We start from the raw sequence: 23,213 nt of genomic DNA, 5'->3' as shown, positions 1-23,213 counted from the left end.
GGAGGGTTTGAGCATGCTTGCGTATGTGCGGGACGCTATGCGGAACCGATACGGCGAATGGCGTCTTGCAACGCATCGCCGACGAAGGGTCCGGGCCGGCCTCGGAGGTCGGTTCAAAAACCTTGCTTAGTGCGCCTGAAGCTGTTCCAGCAGACGAGCGAGCAGCCAGGTTCCAGGAATGCTTCGTGAATGTCCGCACGTCGCTCGAAGCGTGTGCGCAGACGGCGAAAATTGCGGAGCCGGGAGTACGGATGTTCGACCACTCGACGATACTTGCCGAGCCCGCGTCCGTGCGCGGTCTGGCAGCTGCGCTGCGCGATCACGGCCCTGATGCCGCGCTCGCGCAGCGCACGTCGGTATCGTGGGCGCTACGCGCTTTCTTTTGGCCGGGTACCTGGCGTGGCGGCAGAAGCCGCTACGCCTTTTTGCGCAGCCTGCGCAGCCGCCCGCGTGGAAAGCGGCGTGACGTTACCCCTGCTTTTCCCAGAGCGTCCGGCCGAAGAACGTGAGCGTGCGATCCCACGCCGTTTGCGACCACACCGGATCGAACTGCGTGCCTGCGATGCGGCCGGGGCCGACGGCCGTCTCGTTCGCGAACGCATGATGCGCGAGATAGCGATGGAATTCGAAACCGACCTTCGCGTCGGTCAGCTTCTTCTCGAGCGCATCGACCTGGTCGATCGCGAAGAACGCATCCTGCGTGCCCCAGTGGCCCATCAGCGGCACCTTGAGCTTTGCCGCGTCGAGGTAGTCGAGCGGCGGGAAGCCGTACCACGTGACGCCCGCGTCCGCATCGGCGAACTGCAGCGACAGCAGCGTGAGTGCGCCGCCCATGCAGAAGCCCGTCACCGCGACACGCGACGCGAGCGTCTTCAGATACGTGACGGCGCCCGGAATGTCCTGCGACGCCGCGTCGCCGAAATCGAGCCCGGTCATCAGGTGGTGCGCTTCCTCTTCCTCGACCGTCGACTTGCCGCGATACAGGTCGGGTACCAGCGCGAAGTAGCCGCAGCGCGCGAGGCGGTCCGCGACGCCGCGGATCTGGTCGTTCAGCCCCCACCATTCCTGGATGACGACGACCGCGGGCGCGCCCTCGGTCTTTGCCGGCGTGGCGAGATAGCCCTGCAGTTCCTGGCCGTCCGGGCGTCGAAACGTGATCATGGAACCGGATGTTTGAGACATGAAACCGCTCCTTTTCGAAAAATGCGATGAGTGCGGCATCGGAGCCGGCCTGCGGGCGCGGCGACGATCGGGCATGCCGGACGTCGTGGTTCCGCTCGCGTTCGTGTCGGCCGGCGCCGACCACGCGGCCATTCTATGCGCAAACTCCGGCCGCCGGCATGAGCGGCTCGGCGCAACACGTCGTTCTCAACGCCGTGTCTGGCGACGGGCATGATTCGCTCGGGGAGTAGATGCTCGAAAAGCAACACCCCGCCCCGATGAACGGGAGCGGGGTGTCGTGCAGACCGTGTGCGTAGCGGGGGAATACGCGGGGACAGGCTCGGTTGAAGGGCGCTTACTGGCCGAAATACACGGAGTCGCGGCCTTCCTGCTTGATCGCGATCGCACGGCCGGTGCGCACGCCGGCGGCGGCTTGCGCGCCGTAGCCGGTTTCATCGGAGTTCGTCGCGCGGGCCTGCGCGGTCTGCAGCGCGCGCGGGTAGTACGGGTCGGAGACCTCGGGCTTGTAGCCGGCCTGTTCGAGCTGGACGAGTTCCGCGCGTACCTGGGCACGCGTCAACTGGCCCGACGGGTTCGATTGTGCGAATGCGCCGTACGAGGCGGACAGGGCGGTTGCGGCGACGACAGCGTAGATGAACGACTTCATGGTGACCTCCGGTTTCATTGATTTGGCGCTTCGCTCGTTGCGTTCAGCGGTTGATTGCATCGTAGCGATCACGTTACCGGTCGGAAATACGCGTTCCAGTGAATGATTATTGCAACTGGGTAAACGATCTGGGCAGACGAATGTTTCGTCTGACGATTGCGGTGCGGTTTCGGGTTTGACGAGGGCGTCGGAAGAGGCTTCGAGTGGTTGATGATGTCGATCGGCTTGACGGCTGAGCATCGATCTATTGAATCGGAATCCGAAGTATTTTCGGCGGCGGCGATCGGCGTCGTTCGATCCGTGTCGTGCATTCACTTCAATGCGGCGTTACTCGGCCGGAACCGTCTGCCGTTTCCGGTATTCGGTCGGCGTGATGCCGACGTGCCGGGTGAACGACCGCCTGAGCGTATCGACGTTCGCGAAGCCGCATTTCGCTGCGACCTGTTTCGGCGTGTCGTGGCCGTTTTCGAGCAATTGACGGGCGGCCGAGATGCGGGTCGCCTCGACCCATGCGGCCGGCGTCATGCCGACTTCCGCGCGGAACAGCCGTGCGAAGTGGCGCGGGCTCATGCCTGCGTGCTTCGCCAGCTCCGCCACCGAATGCTCGAGTTCCGGATTCGCCGCGATCCAGCGCTGGACCTCCTGCAGCACCGAACGTCCGGCGGGGCGCGCCTCGCCCTTGCGGCTGAACTGGAGTTGCCCGCCCGGGCGCTTGAAGAACATGACGAGTTGCGCGGCGACGCGTCGCGCGATCTCGCGGCCGAGATCTTCCTCGACCAGCGCGAGCGCGAGATCGAGCCCGGCCGTGACGCCGGCGCCGGTGCGCAGCTTGCCGTCGCGCACGTACAGCGCGTCCGCGTCGACGGCGAGCGACGGATAGGCTTCGGCAAGTGCGTCGGCGGCAGCCCAGTGCGTGGTCAGGTGGCGCCCTTTCAACAGGCCGGTGGCCGCGAGGATGAACGCGCCGGTGCAGATCGAACCGTAGCGCTTGCTCTGTACGGCCGCCGCTCGCAGCCACGCGAGGACGTCGGTGCGCAGTGCGATCCGGTCGGCATTCGGCGCGCCGGCGACCAGCAGCGTGTCGATGCGCTCGGGAATGTCGGGAACGATCCAGTCCGGCAGCAGTTGCGCGCCGGACGAACTGCGGATCGGGCCGGACTCGCTCGCGATGATCCGCAACGTGTAGAACGGTTTCCCGCATTCGGCGTTCGCTTGCGCGAAGACGTCGAGCGGGGCGGAGACATCGAGCAGTTGAACGCCCGGAACGGCGAAGATTCCCACGACCTTCGGCATGATCGATTGCGTGTGGTGTCGAACGTGACGAGCAGTATAGAGGCGCCGGTGATGTATCGAGCATGAGGCGATGCTTCTTCCCGGCGCTTATTTTGCGGCACGTGCCCCTTGTCCGTCCGTCGCGCAAAATGGCAGGATTTGACGTAATACGTCTATTGATGACAGCTATCGCTCTCCGGAGAATCAAAGGGTGTTTTCAATGGAGGTCGATCATGACTGAGAACGTTGCAGGCATCACCCTTCCGGATAGCCAACTGACGCGTGAAATCACCGAACTCGTTCGCGATACCGCGTCTCCGTTGCTGTTCCATCATTCGAGCCGCGTCTTCTATTTCGCGGCGCTCGCGGGCCGGCGACGTGGGCTCGAATACGATCCCGAGTTGCTCTACTGCGGTTGCATGTTCCACGACATGGGGCTGACGCACGTGCACAGCAGCGCGTGCGAGCGTTTCGAAGTGGACGGCGCGAACGCCGCCCGCGATTTCCTGAAGGGCAAGGGCATTTCGCAGCAGGATATGGACGTCGTATGGACTTCGATCGCGCTGCATACCACGCCGGGCATTCCGCAGCACATGCATCCGGTGATCGCGCTCGTCACGGCGGGTGTCGAGATGGATGTGCTGGGCCTGACGTATCCGGAATACAGCGACGCCGAACGCGAGGCCGTCGTTCGCGCGCATCCGCGTACACGGCACTTCAAGGAGGACATCATCCAGGCGTTCTACGACGGGATCAGGCACAAGCCGCAAACGACGTTCGGCAACGTGAAGGCCGACGTGCTCGCAGACAAGGATCCGCATTTCCATGCAGGCAATTTCTGCAGCGTGATTCGATCGTCCGCGTGGAGCGGTTGACTGGTTTCGGGAGGGTGCACGATCCGGGGTGGTGAGTGGAGATCGTGCGAGAAACATGAAAGGGGTGCAGGTTATTCAGGAGTGCGATTGTATTTGGTCAATTGCACGATCGACTGGCGCCGTCGCCAGGCAAGCGGGGCGGACTGGTGGCGTGCTGTTGGCCACATGGCTAGCGGAAAGGTAGCCGTTTATGGGGTGAGATCCATTGAGCGATCAGATTTTCAACCGAGACGAGTGTCCGATGGCTTCCGCGCTTCACGACGTATCCGACGGCCCCTGTATCGGCATGTGTTCGACACTGTTCAACGACGTCTGCAAAGGGTGGGGCCGAACGACCGACGAAGTTGCGGACCGAACGTTCATGAACGACGACGAGAAACGCGCGATAGGGAAACATATCCGGCGCGAAGGCGCGGCGATGCGTTTCCGTCGCGACGGACGGTGATTCACCAGACACCGCGTCCCTCATGTTGAGCACTGAAATTGCCGAGTATCTTCTGCCGCGATCGAGCCACTCAACCCTAGCCTGGAAGCCGGGTTGGCGAAGTAAGAACAAAAGAAACCGATAGCTAAAGTTGTTACGTGACAACCATACGACACCCGCCTGACTTTATATACTGAACAACCCCATCCCGCCACCGAGGCGAATCGTCGATTCGCGACCCCAGCACATCGCCACCAGATAGCAGGGGCCCCTCGGCCCACCGCCTTCAGAATTGCCCCCTGACACCCATTCCGAGCCCGCCCGCGATCTCCCCCGCGTCTTCCTGGCAAAACGCCTATAATGATTGGGCAAATTGCCGGGAGAGGTCATGAGCACCATTGCTTTCCATCCTTCGGGCGTCGCGCATCCGCGTCAGGCCGAATTCACGATTCTCGAACAGTTACTGGCGATCCGCGTCCGCTCGGGCGCCGACCTTGCCGAGCTGGCGAGCGCGCGCGTCGACGTGTCGGTGATCGACCGGCTGTCCGAGCGCGGGCTGAAATCCGACGAGCTGGCCTTCATCATTCCGCGCCGTACGCTGAGCCATCGTCGCCAGGCGCACGAACGCCTGTCGCCGGAGGAATCCGACAAGGCGATCCGTCTCGCCCGCATCGTCGCGCAGGCGACGGCCACGTTCGGCGACCAGGACAAGGCGATGGCGTGGCTGCGCAACGGGCTCCAGCGCTTCGGCGGCCGCACGTCGCTCGACATGGCGAGCACCGAGCATGGCGCGCGGCTCGTCGAGGAAGCCCTCACGCAGATCGACGAGGGGTACTTCGCTTGACGACGCTGTGGCGGATCAGCAATTTCGCCGACCTGAAAGGCGTCGGCGGATTGCGCGCCGGCGGGCGCTGGCATTTTGCCGGGCAGCCCGTCGTGTATCTTGCCGAACATCCGGCGCTCGCGCTGCTCGAGACGCTGGTCCATTTCGAAATCGCCACGGTCGCGCAACTGCCGAGCGGCTACCAGCTGCTTCGCATCGAGGTAGCCGAATCGGTCGATATCGCCGAAATCGCGGAGGGCGACGCGCCGGACGACTGGCGCACCAACGTCGACTGGACCCGCAGCGCCGGCACCGAGTGGCTGCACACGCAGCCGAGCGCGCTATTGCGCGTGCCGAGCGTCGTCGTGCCGCATGCGCACAATTTCCTGCTGAACCCGCTGCATCCGGCCGCTTCCGATATCCATATCGCCGAAGTCATGCAATCGCCGTACGACACCCGGATTCTGCGGCTCGTCCAGTCGAAACCCGCCGAGTAGGGAAGCGGCGCGATGAAGCCCGCGCCCGGCGCGGGTTCAGCGCTCGTGTGCGGCGCGATCCGCGGCCGCATCGGGCGGCAGCGTCTGCCGGATGCGCGTGACCGTTCGCGTACTGACGAGCCCGAGCATCGCACTGACGTCGGCATGCGTGTGGCCGGCAAGCAACTGGCGGCGCGCATACGTGTTGCGCAGCACGCGCGGGCTCAGGTCCGTCGCATGAAAGCCGATCGCGGTCAGTGCGTGGCGCACCACGAGCAGCAGGAACATGTCGTTCATCGCGCCACCGCCGCGCGGCGCCGGAAACAGCAACGCGGATGCCGGCGTGCCCGCCGAGCGCGTGCGCCACGCGGCGAGCGGCGCCAGCGCGAATTCGGCGAGCGCGATCCGGCGCGCCGGCCGGGCGCGATTGCGCGGCACGGCCAGCGCGGGCGGCCGCGCATCGAGATCGGGCGCGTCGTGGGTCGTCGCGCGTATCTCGGCCGACGTAATGCCGCTCGCGAGCAGCAGCGCGACGATCGCGCGATCCCGGCAGTCGGCCGGCGCGTCGCCCGGCCGAGGCTGCACATGGCGCTGCAGCGCCGCGTCGGCATCGGGCGGCAGGTAGCACGGCTCGGGCTCGCCGTCCGGCCACGCGAGATCGCGTGTCGTCCGGCCGGCCGGATGGATCGTGCGCACGCCCGCTTCGACCAGATGCCGGCCCAGCCGGTCGATCAGCTTCGCATAGCGCACGCGGGTGGACGTGCCGGGCGCGCAGGTGCGCTCGAGCTCCGCCAGGAAGGCCGCGACGTGATCGGGGCCGAACGTGGCCAGCGACACGCGGTGTTCGCTCAGATGGCGCAGGAACCGTTCGAACATCGCGACGTGCTGCACGATCGATCGCGGCGCGAACGGGCGGCGGTCGGCGCCGGTCGCGGCGGTTTCCTGCCATGCGCGAAAGGCGTCGACGGGGTCGTGAATCCAGCGATTCGTGTCCATGCCCGATTTATAGCCGGCCGCGCACGCTTCGGCAATCGTCCGGATGGCCAACGGGCCGGCCGGCCCGATGCAAGCGGTGCGTCAGTGCGCGGTACGCACGTCGTCGATGCCGTCGTTGTTCATCGTCAGGTAGACGAGCACGAGCAACAGCGTGATGAAGAAGCGGAACGCGTCCGGCACCCCGTTCCATTGCTTCGACATCCACATGCCGAACCATTCGCCGCCGACCGACATGAACGCGACCTGCCACGTGAGGAAGCCGAGCGTCAGGCCCGCGATCGCATACGCCTTGGCCGCGCGGAAGGCGGTGTCGCCGGCACGCCGCGCACGCAGCACGCGGATGCCGCCGATCCAGCACAGCACGGCCGTCAGCGTTTCCATCGAGATGATGCCGATATAGCCGGCGTGATGCACCCACGTCGTGCCGATCGCGCGATACATGATGCCGTTGCCGGGGAAGGTCGTATCCATCAGGAACACGTGGTGCACGAACGCGAAATTCGTCGCGTAGTCGGTGATGTTGCCGAACGCGACGAGCGAAGCGAAAAATGCCATGGCAAGGACCATGGCTGCCTTGGACAGACGAATCATCATATTGGACTCCGAAATGAACGGGCAGGCGAAAGCGCGACCGCGCGGCGATGCGCCGGCGTTCGGGGCGATACCTGTGTGAGCGTGTCCGGCGGGGCCGGCGATTGGCGTGCGTGGCACGGCGGCGCGGAGATCGGGACTGGAAAACCTGAAGCCGGGGCGGCGTCGAGGAGACGCACGCGCCGGCTGGATCGAGTGCCCGCGCCAGGAGGGAGCGGCGATTGTCGGTCGAACCGAGGGTGTCGTCAAGCGGGGCCGCGTGCGCGTGCTGCGCTGCCGGCCGTCGCCGTCATGCGTCGCGCGAAGGCGCGGCTGCCGCCGACGTTCCCACCTGCCCGCTCAGCCGTGCCAGTGCGGCGAACGCCAGTTGCGTCGCGATGGCCGCGAGCGTGCCGGCCGCCATCCCGTTGCCGAGCACGATCTGCACCGGCGTGCCGAAATGGCGATACAGGTTCGGCACGAGGATCGGCGCAAGGCCGACGACCAGTGCGGCCGCGAGCGTGTACTGGTTGGCGCGCGCGTGAAGGTCGACGCCGGCGAGCAGCCGGATGCCCATCACGCCGATCATCGCGAACACGACCAGCGCGGTGCCGCCGACCACGGCGGCCGGAATCGCATAGGCGAGCCGCGCGAGCGGCGCGAACAGCGCGATGACGATCAGGATCGCACCGGCGGCAGCCGTCACGTAGCGCGAGCGCACGCCGGTCGTCTGCACGACGCCGATATTCTCGGCGCTGGTCACGATCAGCGGCGTGCCGAACAGCGCGCCGGCCAGCGATGCGAGCGCATCGCCGCGTATCGTCTTCGGCGCGTCGCGCGACAGCGAGACCGGCTTGCCGCACGTTTCGCCCACGGCGACCGTCTGCGCGGTGGCCTCGGCCATCGAGATCGCGGTAAAGATCAGCAGCGGCAGCGCGGCCAGCACGTCGAAGCGCGGCATCCCGAACGGCAGCCATACCGGGTGCGTGAACAGCGGGCCGCGCCATACGTCGGCGAGCGCCGGCATCGCGCCCAGCGCCCAGCCGAGCGTTGCGCCGGCCGTCAGGCCGATCAGCACCGCGAGGCGCCCGAGCGTACCGCGGAACGCCCCTGCGACGGCGACCGTGGCGGCGATCGTCGCGAGCGCGAGGCCGAGCGCACGCGGCTGCGCGAAGTCGGCCGAACCGGGCTGGCCGACGACGATCGTCGCGTAGATCCGGATCAGGTTGACCGACACGAGCAGCAGCATCGCGCCGATGACGATGCGCGGAAAGAGCCGCAGGCAGCGCGTGAAGACGGGCAGCAGCACCCAGTAGAACGCGCTGGCGAGCAGCGCCGCGCCGGCCGCGGTCGGCAGGCCCGATTGCGCGGCGATGCCGGCGAACAGCATCGTCGGTGCGCCGCCGGGCACCATCACGAACGGCATGCGCGCACCGATCGGGCCGGCGCCGAGCGATTGCAGCAACGTACCGATGCCGCAGGCGAAGAACGTCGCGCCGATCAGCTGGACCGTCAGGTCTGCCGGCAGCGCGAGCATTTTCGCGATCAGGAACACGGCCGTGATCGGGGACGCGGCCATCGACAGCACGTGCTGCAGCCCGAACAGCACGAGCTGCCACGCGGGCAGCCGTGCATCGACGGGTGTGGGGATCGGATCGTGCGACACGGCAGCCCCTTCGGAAGCGAACGGCGACGAGCGCCGGAAACCGGCGGTGAACGGAAGCTCAGGTCCGCAGCCAGGGCAGTTGCGCGGCGCTGTAGCGGAACGTCTGGAACACGCTGTTGAGCTGCCCGGGGCCGGTCTTGCGCGCGGCTTCGTCCGGGTATTCGGCGAACCACGGAATGATGTATTCCCACACGACTTCTCCCGCGGGCGTCACTTCGAACAGCCGGCCGGTCGACGATTCGGTGACGTGCGTGTTGCCGTTCGGCAAGCGCTGCGCATTGCCCATGAACGGCGAGTAGAACAGGTTCACGACGTCGTCCGTGTACGACCACGCCACCCGCTGCGTCGCGGGATCGATCTCGACGACGCGCGAGAACACGACGTGCGCGCCATGGCGGAAATTGCCGTTGTCGAACGCGAGGATGTTGCCGTTCGCGAGCGGCACCGGCGCATGCTGGTGCGACACGACGTCGGGCCCGATCCGCAGCTCGACGCGGCCGGTGTCGCGGTTCACGCCGATGATGCCCGACGTCGTGCGCAGGCTCATCAGCACGCGGCCGTTCGCGTCGACCCCGAGGCCGTTGACGAGCGGCCAGTGATAGCGCCCGAAGCCGGCCGCGATCGGGAAGTCCTCGGGCCGCAGGTGTTCGCGCGCATGCCATTCCCAGACGATCTGCCCGGCCCGGTTCACTTCGCGGATCACGTCCGCATACATCACCTCGTCGTCGCCGTGGAGCGTACCGCCCGGCACGCGCCGCGCAAAGGCGGCGTCGACCGGCTCGCACGCGGCATAGAGGAGGTTGCCGTTCGGCAGCCACTGCGCATCGTGATGATGCGCGGGGTCCTCGTAGCGCCACACGGTTTCGCCTTGCGGCGTGACTTCGTAGAAGTCGCCGCCATGCCACATCGACCACGGCGCATAGCGCGATTCGGATCGCGGATGATTGCCGTTGTAGCCGAGGTTGCCGTTCGCGAGGATGACCGCGTGGCGGCCCGGGCGCACGGGCATCTTCCATTGATGAACGACTTCGCCGTCGATGCCGACGAGATAGACGTTGCCGTCGGCCGTCTGCGGCGCGATGAGCGTATAGCCGCCCGCGGACAGGGCGGGATCGTGGGCGATGAGGCCGACGCCGCGGCGGCGCTGGGTAATCTGGTCGACGGTCGTCACTGCGGTCTCCATTCGAATCGGTACGGGTATGCAGCGGAATCTAGACGATCCGGGTGGTCAATAAAATTGAATTATTCTTGACGGCCTGTTCGGAAAAATCTAACGAGGCCTTCATGCGTTCGATATCGCAGGCATTCCGCTGTTTCGACGAGGTCGCGCGACGCGGCTCGATTCGCAAGGCGGCCGACGCGCTGCACCTGACCGCCGCGGCGGTGCATCAGCAGATCCGCAATCTCGAGGAGCAGGTCGGCGTGCCGCTGTTCGACCGGCTGCCGCGCGGCATGCAACTGACGCTCGCCGGCGAGATCGTGATCGCGGCCGTGCGGCGCGGCCAGCGCGACTTCGACAACGCGCTCACCCAGGTCGAGGACCTGCGCGCGCTGCGGCGCGGGCACGTGAACCTGGCGGTGCCCGCGTCGACCGCGGAAAAGCTCTTGCCCGATGCGATCCTCGCCGCGATGCAGCGCTACCCGGGCGTGACGTACAGCGTGCGCTCGGGAAACGGCGAGAGCATCGTGCGCTGGGTCGAGACGGGCGAAGCCGACATCGGCTACGCGCTGCGCCGGCGCACGTCGGCGGGCGTCGTCGAGGTGCGAGCGTTCGCTCAGCCGCTGGGCGTCGTCACGGCGCACGGCCATCCGCTTGCGGCGTCCGGCGGCAAGGTGCGGATGCGCGACTGCTTCGCGCATCCGCTGATCCTGATGACGCCCGACACCGAACTGCGCGCGATGTTCGACCAGATCGATGCACGGCAGCCGCGCAACGTGCGGCCGCTGGTCGAGACGGGTTCGGTGCCGATGGTGCGGCGCCTCGCGGCCGAAGGCGCGGGCGTCGGCTTCCTGATCGCCGAGAACGTCGCGGACGACGTGGCCGCCGGCCGGCTCGCGTGGACGCCGCTCGCCGATGCGGGTGCGCGCTCGTTCAGTTGCATCTACCAGCGGGCCGACATGAGCGCGACCGTCGCGATGGCGATGTTCCTTGAGCTTTTCTCCGAGGCGATCGACACGATGCAGCGCGGACTCGCGTGCGACGGCCGCGCAACCGGCAGGCGTCGTCGGGCGGCCACCTAGCGACATCGGCCGCACCGGCGCATCGCACTGCAATGCAACATGCGAACCCGCGTGCGGGGAAGGGGAACGGCGGCATTGCGCACGCAACGTCCGGTCGCACTACGCCATACCCTTATTGCGGAAAAAATTTTGTTCATGGGACTATCGGACGCGTTGCCGGCGCACCGAGGGGGTCGCGGGCAGTGTGATGTCCATCGCAACGACCTACGAGAGCATCGGCAGACAATGAACAGAACAGCGATTTTTCCGTATGCGTCCGCGTTGCTCGCGGCAGCCCTGCTGACGGCATGCGGCGGCGACGTCGAGAACGAAGCGGCCCGCACGCAGACACCTTCCACCGATACGAGCTGTCTCGCGGTCGACAACAGCGGCGCGACCGTCGTGGTGGGCTCGAACCAGCCGGGCGACCCGTCGCTGCCGGAAGCGTCGTCGGGTTATCGCACCGGGATGAAGCCGGTCTATGCGAAGACCTATCTGGTGGCCACGTCCAACGCGTATGCGAGCGCGGCCGGCTGCGCGGTGCTGAAGAAAGGCGGCACCGCCGCCGACGCGGCGGTCGCCGTGCAGGCCGTGCTCGGCCTGACCGTGCCCGAAGCGACGGGCCTCGGCTCGGGCGGCGTGCTGCTCTACTACGATGCGCGCGGCAAGACGCTGCAGGCGTACGACGGCCGGGAGACCGCGCCGGCCGCCGCGACGGAGAACTACCTGCGCTACGTCGACGACGCGACCGACCATTCGGCGCCGCTGCCGAACGCGCGGGCGAGCGGCCGCTCGATCGGCACGATCGGCGTGCCGAGGCTCATCGAGGCGCTGCAGCAGGATCACGGCCGGCTGCCGTGGCAAAACCTGTTCGGCGATGCGATCACGCTCGCGACCAACGGCTTCCCGATCGGCGGCCGGCTCGCCGACGCGATCGCGGCGAACGCCGCGAACCTGAAGCGCGACCCCGAGGCCGCCGCATATTTCCTGAACGCCGACGGATCGCCGAAGACGCTCGGCACCGTGCTGAAGAATCCCGCCTACGCACACACGCTGACGCTGATGGCGCAGTCCGGCGCGAACGCGCTGTACACGGGGCAGATCGCGCAGGACATCGTCGCGAAGATCGCGACGACGAAGGGCGCGGACGGCTCGACGCTCACGCCCGGCAAGACGACCGTCGCGGATCTGGCCGCGTACCAGGCGAAGCGCCGCGAACCCGTGTGCACGACCTATCGCAGCTACTGGGTGTGCGGGATGCCGCCGCCGTCGTCGGGCGGCATCGCGGTCGCGTCGGCGCTCGGCATTCTCGAGAATTTCGACCTGAAGTCGCTGAAGCCGACGGCGATCGATCTCGAAGGCGGCAAGCCGACCGTCGCGGGCGTGCATCTCGTCACCGAAGCCGAGCGGCTCGCGTATGCCGATCGCGACAAGTACGTGGCCGATACGGATTTCGTGCCGCTGCCGGGCGGAACGTGGGACACGCTGCTGAACAAGCCGTACCTGAAATCGCGTGCGGCGCTGATCGACACGACCAGGAGCATGGGCACCGCGCAGCCCGGCAATCTCGGCGCGGTGCCGCTCGGCGTCGATACGACGCTGATCGAGCACGGCACGAACCAGTTCACGATCGTCGACGGCGACGGCAACGTGCTGAGCGCGACGACGACGGTCGAGTCGAGCATGGGCTCGTTCCACATGACCAACGGGTTCCTGCTGAACAACCAGTTGACCGACTTCTCCGCGAACCCGGTCGACACCGCCGGCAATCCGGTGGCCAACCGGCTGCAGCCGGGCAAGCGGCCGCGCAGCTCGATGGCGCCGACGATCGTGTTCGGGCAGGCCGCCGACGGTTCGCGCGGCGATTTCGTGATGGCGACCGGTTCGCCGGGCGGCGGCACGATTCCGCAATACGTGGTCAAGACGCTCGTCGGCGCACTCGACTGGGGGCTCGACGCGCAGCAGTCGGCAGGGCTCGTCGATTTCGGCGCGAGCAACAGCCCGACGACCACGGTCGGCGGCGAGCATCCGAACGTCAACACGACGAACAACGGCGCGAACGATCCGCTGATCACGGGCCTCGTCGCGCTCGGGCACAAGGTGTCGACGTCCGCGCAGGCGAGCGGCGTCAACACGGTGATGCGCGTGACGGTCGGCCAGTCGCCCGCGTTGCAGGGCGGCACCGATCCGCGGCGTGAAGGCGTCGTGCTCGGCGATACGTTCCGGCCATGATCGGGCGGGGCGCGCACGGCCCCGGTCTGCCTGGATTCACCGACGGGCGGCCGGGGCCGCGCATCGCGAGGGAATCGCAATGACGAACGCGCATCTGCTCGAAATGGACGCCATCCTGTCGGCGCCGGGCTTTTTCGATTTCCTCGGCGAACTGGACGGCGACCGCGCGCTGGGCCGTCGCGATGCCGAGCCGTTCGATGCGCGATGGATGGCGTCGTTCGACGCAATCGACGGCGATCCGGGCGCCGCGATCGAGCGGCCGGCCGTGGATGCGCTGAGGGAAAAGGCGTTCAGGCTCGCGTTCGTCGCATCGGGGAACGCCGACGTGGCGGCGTGCGTGTCCGACGACATCGATCTCGTCGCGAGAAGCCGGTTGTCGGGCCGCGTCGACGACTGGCCGACCCGGTTCCTTTGGGATGCTTATCGAAGCGGCCGGTTTCCCTGCTAGCCGTTTCGCGTGCCGGGTTTCCCGATCCGCGACGATCGTTCGCGTGGCGCCAACCGGTTTCCCCGACTACCGCCCTGAAACGTCGGGATCCCGTTGCAGGGCGTCGATTGTCAAACTCTGTGAGTCAATCGTCAGCATTTGCAACGAAAGTAACAGTCCCCGCAAATCCATCGTTTTGCGCGTCCACGCCGCTACATTGGCTCCACTTGCCGCACGTCGCGGCGAGGCATGCGACGAGCCGCACGAACGCGGCCCGCAGCAACAACGACTTTGGGGAGAATGACCATGAACAAGATTCGTACGATCCTGGTGGGTGCGGCACTGACGGCGATGGCGACTTCGGCTGCGTTCGCCCAGACGGCCCAGACCGGCGCTGAGGGTTCCGCAGGCGTCGGCGCTCAGGTTCAGACGCCGCTGCTCGGCGCCGGCGTGGGCGTGCAGGGCGGTGCCGGCGCGAATGCGGCAGGCTCGGGTTCGGGCGCGGGCAGCGTCGTCGGCGGCGCGCTGAACGGCGTCGGCAAGACGGTCGGCAACGTGGGCACGGCGGCCGGCAACGCGGCCGGCGGTGCGACCCACGCGGTCGGTTCGGCAGCGGGCACGGCAAAGGATGCCGCCGCCTCGGCCGCCCACTCGACGAAATCGCACGTGAAGCACGTCGCAGGCACGGCGAAGAGCCACGCGCAAGGCGCGATGTCGACGGCAGGCGACGTCGCCGGCGGTGCGAAGGCGAAGGCCGGCGAGGCGCTCGACGGTGCGGCGAACTCGGCGCAAGGCGGCGCCTCGGTCGGCTTGAAGGGCTCGGCGTCCGCGCAAGGCGGCGCGCTGTAAGCGTCACGCTTCCCGATACGGCCCGGCCCGCTTCGATGCGGGCCGGGCTTTTTTATTGGCGTGCGCGGCGGCGCGTCGTTCATCGCATCGTCGATGCAGGGCTACGTCGGCGTTCGCCACCGATCCGGCGACGCGACGCGCACGGCTGCACTGCCGGACGCCCGCCGGCAAGCGCCCGCAACGGGCTGCGTGAGCGCCCTGCCCATTGCTCGCCCGCCATGCTTAAATAGCGGGGCTCCCCGGGATACGGGCCGCCGCCATCGCGACGCCGGCCGATACGGGCAGCCTGTCCAATCGGCATCGTGACGACAGACGACACCAAAACGCCGTTCCGGCGAGTCCGGCGCGGCCCGATAACATTCCGAGGCCTCACGTGATGAACATCCTGTTCCGTCTTCTCGCGCTCGCCTGCGCGCTCTGGCTGGCCGCCTGTGCGGCACCGCCCCTGCCGTCCGCCAGCGCGTCCGCCGTCGTACCGGACGCCGGCGAACGCCGCGGGCTCGGCACTGCGTGGGGCGAGTCGGTGCGATCCGAAACCCGACAGGTTGATTTCGAACGCGCGGATCCGGCGAAGCCGACGGATCTCGCGTCGGTCTACTACAACGATGCGCTGCCCGGGCATCCACCCGCGTCCCAGGTTCGCCGGTTGCCGACGCGCGTCGCGCTCGCCAACGGCGACATCGCGCTGTCGTTCACGGACGAAAAGGGCGTGCCGCTGCGTCTCGCGCGCAGCGGCGGCCGCTGGCACATGGCGGGCATCGAGGGTTCGCGCTATCTGATCGTGCTGCGCAACCAGGGGCGTCGTACGTTCGAGGTCGTGTCGACCGTCGACGGGCTCGACGTGCTGTCGGGGCGGCCGGGCAGCTACACGAACGGCGGCTACGTGCTGTATCCGGGCCGCACGCTGACGATCGAGGGTTTCCGCAAGAGCCGCGACGAAGTCGCGGCGTTCCGCTTCGCGGCGGTGCCCGACAGCTATGTCGCGAACTCGAAGTACGGCGATTCCGCGAACGTCGGCGTGATCGGCGTCGCGCTGTTCGCGCAGAAGGAGAACGACGAGGAGGCGCTGCGCCGTAACGCGAATCCGTTCCCCGGCAACGACAACGGCTATGCACCGCCGCCGGTACCGCGTGGAGAGTGACCGCGCGTCGCGTTTTCGTCGGACCGCTCGAAGCGCATCGACGGCGACGAGTCACTGCCGGTCGTCGTGCACCGTGCGTCGAACAGCCGCCGGACCGGATACGGCGGCGCGCAGTCTCCCTATCCGGCGATCGCGCCGCGCGACGCATCGCGTCTGTCGTTTCGTGAACGGCACGTTCATCGAGGCCGAGGTTTCGCGTTAATACCGTCATGCCGCGGTACGATGGCCGTTCGAATTCGCATCGCGTGCGTTTCCACCATCCGGGCCCACGGAGAGCGTCATGTCGTTACCCGCTTTCAGGTACCATCCCGACCCGCCGGCAACGGGCCGCGTAATTCGCTCGGACGCACGTTGCATGTGTTGCGGCGACGCGCGCGGTGAGGTGTATCCGGCCCATGTACGCGGTCGACGAATACGGGCAGTGCATCCGCCCGTGGTGCATCGCCGACGGCTCGGCGCATGCGCGACCAGCCGCACGGTAATCGCTGGCTCCATCGTCATGACACAGAGGAATCTTCGTGAAGTTCATCCACGCGGCAGACATACACCTTGACAGCCCGCTGCACGGCTTGAGCGCGTATCCCGATGCGCCGGCCGCGCAGTTGCGCAACGCGTCGCGCGAGGCGCTGCGCCAGCTCGTGGATCGTGCGATCGAAGAGGAAGTCGCGTTCCTCGTGATCGCCGGCGACCTGTACGACGGCGACTGGAAGGACCACAACACGGGCATCTTCTTCGGCCAGCAGATGGGGCGCTTGCGCAAGGCCGGCATTCGCGCGTTCGTCCTCGGCGGCAACCACGATGCCGAAAGCGAGATGACGAAGAAGCTGACGCTGCCCGACAACGTCACCGTGTTCGGCCACCGCAAGCCCGAAACCCACACGCTGCCGGAGTTCGACGTCGCGCTGCACGGGCAGAGCTTCAAGGACAAGGCCGTCGTCGACAATCTCGCGATCGGCTATCCGGACCCGGTGCCCGGCTACTACAACATCGGCGTGCTGCACACGGCGCTCGAAGGCTATGCGGCGCACGCGAACTACGCGCCGTGCACGCTGGCCGAACTGCACGCGAAAGGCTACGACTACTGGGCGCTCGGCCACGTGCACGAATTCCAGCAATGGTCGGGGCCGTCCACCGTGGTGTTTCCCGGCAACCTTCAGGGGCGCCACATTCGCGAGACGGGCCGCCGTGGCGCGGTGCTCGTGACGGTCGAGCAAGGGCGCACGCAGGTCGAGCGGCTGTATCTCGACGTGCTGCGCTGGGAAGCGGTGTCGGTCGACGCGTCGGACTGCCTGAACGTTGCCGACCTGTCGAGAAAGATCGGCCAGTCGCTGGAAGCGCTGCTGACCGTCGACGCTCACGTGCCGCGCGCGGTGCGGGTGACGGTCACGGGGCGCACGCCCGCACACGGCCTCTTTTTCGGCCGCGCGCCGCATTTGCGCGCGGAAGTGCTGAACCAGATCGGCATCATCGGCAACGAGCGGCTGTGGCTCGAAAAGGTCCGGCTCGCGACGTCGGCGGCCGATCATCAGCCGGGCGAAAGCGAGCCGCTCGAAGCGCTGGAGGACCTGAAGCAGATCCTCGCCGACGCCGCGCGCGATCCGGATTTCCTCGAATTGCTCGAACGCGACCTGAAGCCGTTCGTCGGCAAGGTCCGCAGCGACGTGAAGGAAGAGGTGCCGTTGTTGACGATGGCGCGTGCGGGCGAGTTCACGGCGCTCGTCGAACAGGTCGGGCCCGCGCTGCTCGCGCGGCTGGCGAGGGGGGAATAAGCGATGCGCATCAGCCAGCTCGAACTGATCAAGTACGGCAAGTTCACGGACGAGACGCTGCGTTTCCCGTCGGCCGCAGAGGATTTCCATGTGATCGTGGGGCCGAACGAGGCCGGCAAGTCGACGATCCGCACGGCCGTGTCGGAGCTGCTGTTCGGGATGAAGCTGCAGACGCCGCTCGATTTCCTGCACAGCACGCCCGAGCTGCGGATCGGCGGCATCCTGGAGAGCGGCACGGGCGAGCTCGCGTTCCACCGCGCGCGCGGGCGCACGCCGCTGCGCACGCCTGCCGACGACAAGCTGCCCGACGACTATCTGGCCGCCGTCCTCGACGGCGCCACGCGCGAATTTTTCGAGCAGATGTTCGGGCTCGATCACGGGCGTCTGGTCGACGGCGGCCGGAGCATTCTCGACGCATCCGACAAGCTCGGCCAGGTGTTGTTCGAATCCGCCGCCGGTGTCGGCAGCCTCGGGCGCGTGCGTGAGGAGCTCGACGCGCGTGCGGCCGAACTCTGGGCGCCGCGCCGCAGCGGCAGCGCATTTGCGCTCGCCGAAACGTCTTTTAACGAAGCCGTGGCCGAACTGAAGACGGTCCAGGTCCGCACGCGCGACTGGGTCGAACGCAAGGACGCGCGCGAAGCGATCGAACAGCAGATCGACGCAGCGCGCGCCGAGCAACGCCGGCTCGAAGCGCTGCGCTCGAAGCTCGAACGCGTGCGACGGCTCGCGCCGTACCTGAAGGAGTTGACGGTCAAGGACGCGGCGCTGGCGGAACTGGGCGCGGTCGTCGAGTTGCCGCCCACCGCATACGCGGATCTGCTGAAGGCGCAGGGCGATCTCGCGGCCGAACAGAAGGTGCTCGAGGAACGGCGTGCCGACCTGCTCGCGAAACGGCAGGCGCGCGATGCGATCGACGCCGACGTCGACACGCTCGCACTCGAAGCCGACATCGAAGCGCTCGACCGGCTGCGCGGCACATGCATGAACCATGCGCAGGATCTGCTGCTGCTCGGCGCGGACGTCGAGCGGCACCTGGCCGCCGCATTCGACGCGGCCGCGCAGCTCGGCTGGCCGACTGACGAAGCGTCGCTGCGTGCATCGCTGCCGACGGCGCTGTCGCTGAAGACCGTCGCGAACCTGTTGCGCGAACACGGGGCGCTGCATCAGGCGCTCGCCGGTGCGCGCGAATCGCTCGATGAACGCGCGCGCGAGCTTGCACAGGTGCGGGAACAACAGGCGCGCCTGTCGACCGTCGAGGTGCCGGAAGCGCTGCGCGCGGCGCTGGCCGATGCGCAGGGCTTTCGCAACAGCGGCCCGCGCGAGCAGGCGCTGGAACACGAAATCGCCGCGGCCGAGCGCACGCTGTCGGGCGCACTCGATGCGCTTGGCCAGTGGCGCATGCCGGTCGATACATTGCGCGCGCTCGACGTGCCTTCGGCGGCGCGGCTCGGCGCACTGCTGAAGGAAGACAGCGAGCGGGCGAGCGCGGCGGCGGCGGCCCGCGATGCGCGGGACGGCGCACTCGAAGAGCTCGAGCGGCTCGAACTGCAGGAGAAGCACTTCGCGGAGAATCACAAGGTCGTCACGACCGCCGACGTGCTGGCGGCGCGTGCGCGGCGCGACGGTGCGTGGGGCGATATCCGCAGCGGCGCGGTCGATCTCGCGACGGGCGCACCGGCGGTCGACGACGCGATTCGTCTCGCGGACGAACTCGTCGATGCGCAGCTCGGCGCGACGCAGGCGGCGGCGACGTTGCAGTCGCTGCGTCAGCAGGTCGAATCCGCGCGTGCCGGCGTGACGCGCAGGCAGGCCGCGCTGGACGAGCGCGAGCGCGAACTCGCCGCGCATCGCGACGCATGGAGCGCACTCGCGACGACGGCCGCGGTGCCCGGCATGCCGCTGGCGGCGATGGGCGACTGGCTGGCGAAACGCGACGCGGTGTTCGCCGCGCAGACGGAGCTGGAGCGTCAACGCCGCGAGTTCGACGCGATGCGGGCTGCACGGGTCGGTGCGGAAACGGCGCTGTGTGCGGCGCTGCTGGCGGTATCGCGGGGCAGCGAGTCGGAAGGGCTCGCCGCGCTCATCGCCGTCGCCGAGACGTTCGTGCAGTCGGCCGAGAAAGCGGCCGCGCAGAAGGACAGCCTCGACGATCGCGCGCGGGAAGCCGAACGCGGGTGCGCGACGGCGCAGTCGCGCGTCGGCCACGCGCAGACGGCCTACGACGCGTGGCATGCGCAATGGCGCGCCGCGCTGGCCGACGCGAAGCTGTCCGCGAGCGCGGCGACGCTGGCCGCGGCCGAAGGCGCGCTCGCGCTCGCCAACGCGGTGACGGCGGAACTGGCCGATGCCGATGCGCCGCGCAACCGGATCGCCGCGATCCAAGCGGAGCTCGCCGCGCTCGAGGCGGGCGCCCGGCGGCTGGCCGCGGCGCTCGCGCCGGAGTGGCTGTCGAGCGGCGACTGGCCGGACGTCGCGCGCCGGCTGACGATGCGCCTCGCGGCGGCCAGGGAAAGCGCGCGTGCGATCGAGCGGGCCGACGAGGCCGTGCGGCAGGCCGACGGCAAGGTCGCGGACGCGGCCGCCGCGGTGGCCGGCGCCGACGCGCGCATCCAGCCGCTGTTGCAGCTGGCCGGCGTCGCGTCGATCGATGCGGCGCTGCCGCTGGCCGAACGCTCGGATCGCCAGCGCCAGCTTCGGCAGGCGGTCGATGCCGCGCACGAGGCGCTGGTGCGCGATGGCGACGGCCTGTCCCGTTCCGCGGTCGAAGCCGAGGTCGCGGAACAGGACATCGCCGACGTCCCGGCGCACCTTGAAGCGGTGAAGCAGGCGCTCGGCGACGTCGGCAAGCGGCTGAACGAGCTGTCGCAGCAGCAGGTCGTGGCCGATCAGGCGTTCGGCGCGATCGATGGCCAGGCGAACGCGGCCGTGGCCGAGTCGAAGCGGCAGGAAGCGCTGGCGGCGATGGGCGAGGCGGCCGAGCAGTACCTGGAGGCGGCCACGGCGAGCCGGTTGCTGAAGTGGGCGACGGATCGCTATCGCGACCAGAAGCAGGGGCCGATGCTCCGACGGGCGGGCGAGATCTTCGCCGGGCTCACGCTGGGCGAATTCGCGCGGCTGACCGTCGATACCGAACGGACGCCGCCCGCGCTGTACGCACGGCGGACGAAGGGCGCGTCGGTCGAGGTCGCCGGGTTGAGCGAAGGCACGCGTGACCAGCTGTTTCTCGCGCTGCGGATCGCGGCGCTGGAGCTGCAGCTCGGCAGCCGGACCGCGCTGCCGTTCGTCGCGGACGACCTGTTCATCAACTTCGACGATGCGCGCGCGAAGGCCGGCCTCGATGCGCTGCGCGATCTGTCGACGCGAACCCAGGTGCTGTTCCTGACGCACCACGACCATCTGCTGCCGCTCGTGCGGGACGTATTCGGCGCGCGGGTCAACGTCGTCGAGTTGCCGCGCGCAACGGTCGGCGTGTGATTCGACGCATGCGGGGCTGCCGACGCACGGGCAGGTTCATCGCGAACAGGTAGTATGTGCGGTTCGGAAATGCACGCGGCCGGTTCTGCCGGTCGCGGGTCAGGCCATACGAGGGGGGAACATGAAAAAACTGGTAGCCGCCATCGCATTCGCGGCAGACAAGCATCGCAATCAGCGGCGCAAGGACGAAGAGGCGTCGCCGTACATCAATCATCCGATCGCGCTCGCCGACGTGCTGGCCAACGAGGCCGGCGTCGAGGACGAACGCGTGATCGTCGCGGCCGTGCTGCACGACACGGTCGAGGATACCGAGACGACCGAGCAGGAGTTGCTGCGGTTGTTCGGCAAAGACGTGGCGGACATCGTGATGGAAGTCACCGACGACAAGTCGTTGCCGAAGGAAGAGCGCAAGCGCCTGCAGGTCGAGCATGCGGCGACCATCAGCCGGCGCGCGAAGCTCGTGAAGCTGGCCGACAAGATCTGCAATCTGCGCGACATCGCGCGGCATCCGCCCGCGGACTGGCCGCTCGAGCGCAAGCAGGCGTATTTCGACTGGGCAAAGTCGGTCGTCGACCCGATGCGCGGCGTGCATCCCGGTCTCGAGGCGATCTTCGACGCTGCCTACGACGCGCGGCCGGCGGACTGAGGCTGCCGCATGCGCTCGGCTGGCTCCCTCCGGTCCGCTGCGCGGCAATCGCCGGCCGTGGCGGGCGTCGACGTGGGCGGGGAAAAGAAGCAATGCGATCTCGTGGTCCTGCGCGGATCGACGGTCGTCTGCCGCGAGGAGCGGATCGCGCCCGAGGCGGTGCCCGCGCTGTGTCTCGCCCATGATGTCGTGGCCGTCGGTGTCGACGCGCCGAGTCTGTGGTGGACGGGGAGCGGGCGCAGGGCGGCCGAACAGGCGCTCGCGCGTGAACGGATCTCGTGCTTTCCGACGCCGTCGCGGGAGCAGGCGGTCGCGAGCACGTCGGGTTTCTTCGACTGGATGTTCATGGGAGAGCGCGTCTACCGCGCACTCGCGGATGCCTATCCGCTGCTGACCGGCGCGCACTATGCGGGCGGACGCGCAAGTTTCGAAACCTATCCTTTTGCGATCACCTGCGCGCTGCTGGGCAAGGCCGTGGCGTCGGCGAAGCAGAAACGCAACCAGCGTCGGCAGTTGCTGGAGCGACTGGGGATCGACGTGTCGACGCTGAAGTCCGTCGATGCGCGGGACGCGACCCTGTGCGCGCTGACGGCGCAATACGTCGTCGACGGGAATGCGCACGCGTATGGCGATGCGGAGGGCGGATACATCCGCGTGCCGATCGTCAGCGAGACGATCGTGCTCGATGCACTGGCGTAGTGTCGGCCCGGCGACGGGCGTCGCGAAAAGGTGAGCTTTTGCGGGAGGAGGGCGGCCGGTGTGCCGACGAATGTGTCAGGCTGCGACTACCAGCCGGCACGCGTCGGGACGGCTGCCGCGCGCAACATGACGCCGGTGCGCGACGCGGTCCCGAGCGGCTGTGCTCAATCCTCGAGGATGGCTTTCGGCACGCTGGACAGATCGCAGGCGTGCGCCTGTTCGAAGTAATTTTCTGCGTCGTCGATCATCACGACTGCGACGTCGATCAGTTCGTCGAGCCGCTGCAGCAGCGACTCACGCCACTCGATGTCTTCGTCGCGCTCGGGCGTCTTGTCCAGTTGCTCGATGATCGAGTCGGCCGTCTGCAGGAACGGAATCGCCTGCTGATAGTTCTCGATCGAGACCATCGCCGCGTTGCGCGCGCCGACGAGCCGCTCGCGGTGCTCGTCCGCCAGTTCGGATTCGCCGCAGATTCGCGGCAAGACATCCGAGATGCGTTGCAGAAGCGGCGGAACCTGTTCTTCCAGGATGATGGCGCGCTCGCGCAGCGCTGCATATTCGTCGCGAAGGTCGGCGTCGCCGGGTTGAGTGGTGCTGTCCATCGTGGATATGAGAGCGTGGTTCGGTCGCGGCATGATACTCGACGGCACGCGGTTCCTCGTCCGTTCCGTGGTGCTCTCTATATGGAAGGGGAGCGGTTTGCGTCATCTCTACAGGACGCAGCGAAAACTATTTTCACAAAGGGCTTGCGTGGAAGGTGGCCGGTGCTTAGAATCACGCCTCTTTCGCGCTAACGGAAACGCGGCGCGGAAGAGGGAAGCAGGGT

21 protein-coding genes and 2 pseudogenes are annotated in these 23,213 nt (G+C 67.8%); 14 read left to right on the top strand and 9 right to left on the bottom strand.

The features are described from left to right. Nucleotides 1–113: 113 nt before the first annotated feature. The 4 genes and pseudogenes from HWX08_RS32980 to HWX08_RS32965 all read right to left on the bottom strand — a co-directional run. Nucleotides 114–362: pseudogene (locus HWX08_RS32980) on the bottom strand (IS5/IS1182 family transposase); the annotation flags it as partial. A 106-nt stretch (nt 363–468) separates the two neighbouring features. Continuing rightward, on the bottom strand, nt 469–1,182 hold the full coding sequence (locus HWX08_RS32975; RefSeq protein ID WP_069258164.1) for a dienelactone hydrolase family protein: 714 nt from the start codon (nt 1,180–1,182) through the stop codon (nt 469–471). A gap of 334 nt (nt 1,183–1,516) precedes the next feature. Further along, nucleotides 1,517–1,828 (bottom strand): DUF4148 domain-containing protein, encoded by a 312-nt coding sequence (locus tag HWX08_RS32970; RefSeq protein ID WP_244122740.1) that lies wholly within the window; start codon nt 1,826–1,828, stop codon nt 1,517–1,519. Between the two features lie 327 nt (nt 1,829–2,155). Beyond that, nucleotides 2,156–3,121: a GlxA family transcriptional regulator gene (locus HWX08_RS32965; RefSeq protein ID WP_174922120.1), complete on the bottom strand. Its 966-nt coding sequence runs from the start codon at nt 3,119–3,121 to the stop codon at nt 2,156–2,158. 212 nt (nt 3,122–3,333) lie between these two features. On the opposite strand from HWX08_RS32965, the gene HWX08_RS32960 reads away from it, so the two are divergent. The 4 genes from HWX08_RS32960 to HWX08_RS32945 all read left to right on the top strand — a co-directional run bounded on the left by HWX08_RS32960 (nt 3,334) and on the right by HWX08_RS32945 (nt 5,719). Further along, nucleotides 3,334–3,975 (top strand): HD domain-containing protein, encoded by a 642-nt coding sequence (locus HWX08_RS32960; protein ID WP_174922119.1) that lies wholly within the window; start codon nt 3,334–3,336, stop codon nt 3,973–3,975. 241 nt (nt 3,976–4,216) lie between these two features. After that, the gene (locus tag HWX08_RS32955; protein WP_076605959.1) at nt 4,217–4,420 is read left to right on the top strand and encodes a DUF1289 domain-containing protein; all 204 of its coding nucleotides are present in this window, start codon (nt 4,217–4,219) and stop codon (nt 4,418–4,420) included. A gap of 367 nt (nt 4,421–4,787) precedes the next feature. Continuing rightward, nucleotides 4,788–5,243, top strand: a complete 456-nt coding sequence (gene parS, locus HWX08_RS32950; RefSeq protein ID WP_006480981.1) for a type II RES/Xre toxin-antitoxin system antitoxin — start codon at nt 4,788–4,790, stop codon at nt 5,241–5,243. Further along, nucleotides 5,240–5,719, top strand: a complete 480-nt coding sequence (locus HWX08_RS32945) for an RES family NAD+ phosphorylase (protein ID WP_174922118.1) — start codon at nt 5,240–5,242, stop codon at nt 5,717–5,719. The genes parS and HWX08_RS32945 overlap by 4 nt, the downstream gene beginning before the upstream one ends. Before the next feature lie 36 nt (nt 5,720–5,755). Here HWX08_RS32945 and HWX08_RS32940 read toward each other — a convergent pair whose 3' ends face one another. The 4 genes from HWX08_RS32940 to HWX08_RS32925 all read right to left on the bottom strand — a co-directional run bounded on the left by HWX08_RS32940 (nt 5,756) and on the right by HWX08_RS32925 (nt 10,113). Then, the gene (locus HWX08_RS32940; protein WP_174922117.1) at nt 5,756–6,694 is read right to left on the bottom strand and encodes a tyrosine-type recombinase/integrase; all 939 of its coding nucleotides are present in this window, start codon (nt 6,692–6,694) and stop codon (nt 5,756–5,758) included. Nucleotides 6,695–6,775: 81 nt separating this feature from the next. Further along, nucleotides 6,776–7,288, bottom strand: a complete 513-nt coding sequence (locus HWX08_RS32935) for a DUF2165 family protein (protein WP_174922116.1) — start codon at nt 7,286–7,288, stop codon at nt 6,776–6,778. A 286-nt stretch (nt 7,289–7,574) separates the two neighbouring features. Then, a complete protein-coding gene (locus HWX08_RS32930) occupies nt 7,575–8,930 on the bottom strand; it encodes a uracil-xanthine permease family protein (RefSeq protein WP_174922115.1) in 1,356 nt (451 codons plus the stop codon). Nucleotides 8,931–8,988: 58 nt separating this feature from the next. Then, a complete protein-coding gene (locus tag HWX08_RS32925) occupies nt 8,989–10,113 on the bottom strand; it encodes an aryl-sulfate sulfotransferase (protein ID WP_174922114.1) in 1,125 nt (374 codons plus the stop codon). A 101-nt stretch (nt 10,114–10,214) separates the two neighbouring features. Between HWX08_RS32925 and HWX08_RS32920 the strand changes: the two genes are divergently transcribed. The 10 genes and pseudogenes from HWX08_RS32920 to HWX08_RS32875 all read left to right on the top strand — a co-directional run bounded on the left by HWX08_RS32920 (nt 10,215) and on the right by HWX08_RS32875 (nt 22,387). Then, complete coding sequence (locus HWX08_RS32920) at nt 10,215–11,171, top strand: LysR family transcriptional regulator (RefSeq protein WP_174922113.1); 957 nt, start codon at nt 10,215–10,217, stop codon at nt 11,169–11,171. A 225-nt stretch (nt 11,172–11,396) separates the two neighbouring features. Beyond that, on the top strand, nt 11,397–13,382 hold the full coding sequence (locus tag HWX08_RS32915; RefSeq protein WP_174922112.1) for a gamma-glutamyltransferase family protein: 1,986 nt from the start codon (nt 11,397–11,399) through the stop codon (nt 13,380–13,382). A 79-nt stretch (nt 13,383–13,461) separates the two neighbouring features. Next, a complete protein-coding gene (locus HWX08_RS32910) occupies nt 13,462–13,830 on the top strand; it encodes a hypothetical protein (RefSeq protein ID WP_174922111.1) in 369 nt (122 codons plus the stop codon). Nucleotides 13,831–14,115: 285 nt separating this feature from the next. Continuing rightward, nucleotides 14,116–14,658: a hypothetical protein gene (locus HWX08_RS32905; RefSeq protein ID WP_069258175.1), complete on the top strand. Its 543-nt coding sequence runs from the start codon at nt 14,116–14,118 to the stop codon at nt 14,656–14,658. A 376-nt stretch (nt 14,659–15,034) separates the two neighbouring features. Then, entirely contained in the window at nt 15,035–15,799 is a 765-nt protein-coding gene (locus HWX08_RS32900) for a hypothetical protein (RefSeq protein ID WP_174922110.1), read from the top strand. Between the two features lie 280 nt (nt 15,800–16,079). Then, nucleotides 16,080–16,281: pseudogene (locus HWX08_RS34820) on the top strand (CbrC family protein). 36 nt (nt 16,282–16,317) lie between these two features. Next, on the top strand, nt 16,318–17,568 hold the full coding sequence (locus HWX08_RS32890; RefSeq protein ID WP_174922109.1) for a metallophosphoesterase family protein: 1,251 nt from the start codon (nt 16,318–16,320) through the stop codon (nt 17,566–17,568). Nucleotides 17,569–17,571: 3 nt separating this feature from the next. Beyond that, nucleotides 17,572–21,042, top strand: coding sequence for an ATP-binding protein (locus tag HWX08_RS32885; protein ID WP_174922108.1), 3,471 nt, complete (start codon nt 17,572–17,574; stop codon nt 21,040–21,042). 121 nt (nt 21,043–21,163) lie between these two features. Continuing rightward, a complete protein-coding gene (locus HWX08_RS32880) occupies nt 21,164–21,688 on the top strand; it encodes an HD domain-containing protein (protein WP_021161966.1) in 525 nt (174 codons plus the stop codon). A 9-nt stretch (nt 21,689–21,697) separates the two neighbouring features. After that, a complete protein-coding gene (locus HWX08_RS32875) occupies nt 21,698–22,387 on the top strand; it encodes a DUF429 domain-containing protein (RefSeq protein WP_174922107.1) in 690 nt (229 codons plus the stop codon). 164 nt (nt 22,388–22,551) lie between these two features. On the opposite strand, the gene HWX08_RS32870 is transcribed toward HWX08_RS32875, so the two are convergent. Continuing rightward, nucleotides 22,552–22,989, bottom strand: a complete 438-nt coding sequence (locus HWX08_RS32870) for a type 2 periplasmic-binding domain-containing protein (RefSeq protein ID WP_076605960.1) — start codon at nt 22,987–22,989, stop codon at nt 22,552–22,554. Nucleotides 22,990–23,213 lie beyond the last annotated feature (224 nt).

The organism is Burkholderia metallica, from assembly GCF_902832845.1.
Taxonomy (GTDB): domain Bacteria; phylum Pseudomonadota; class Gammaproteobacteria; order Burkholderiales; family Burkholderiaceae; genus Burkholderia; species Burkholderia metallica.
Note: the sequence above shows the minus strand (reverse complement) of the source record. Positions and strands in the feature narration are given on the sequence as shown.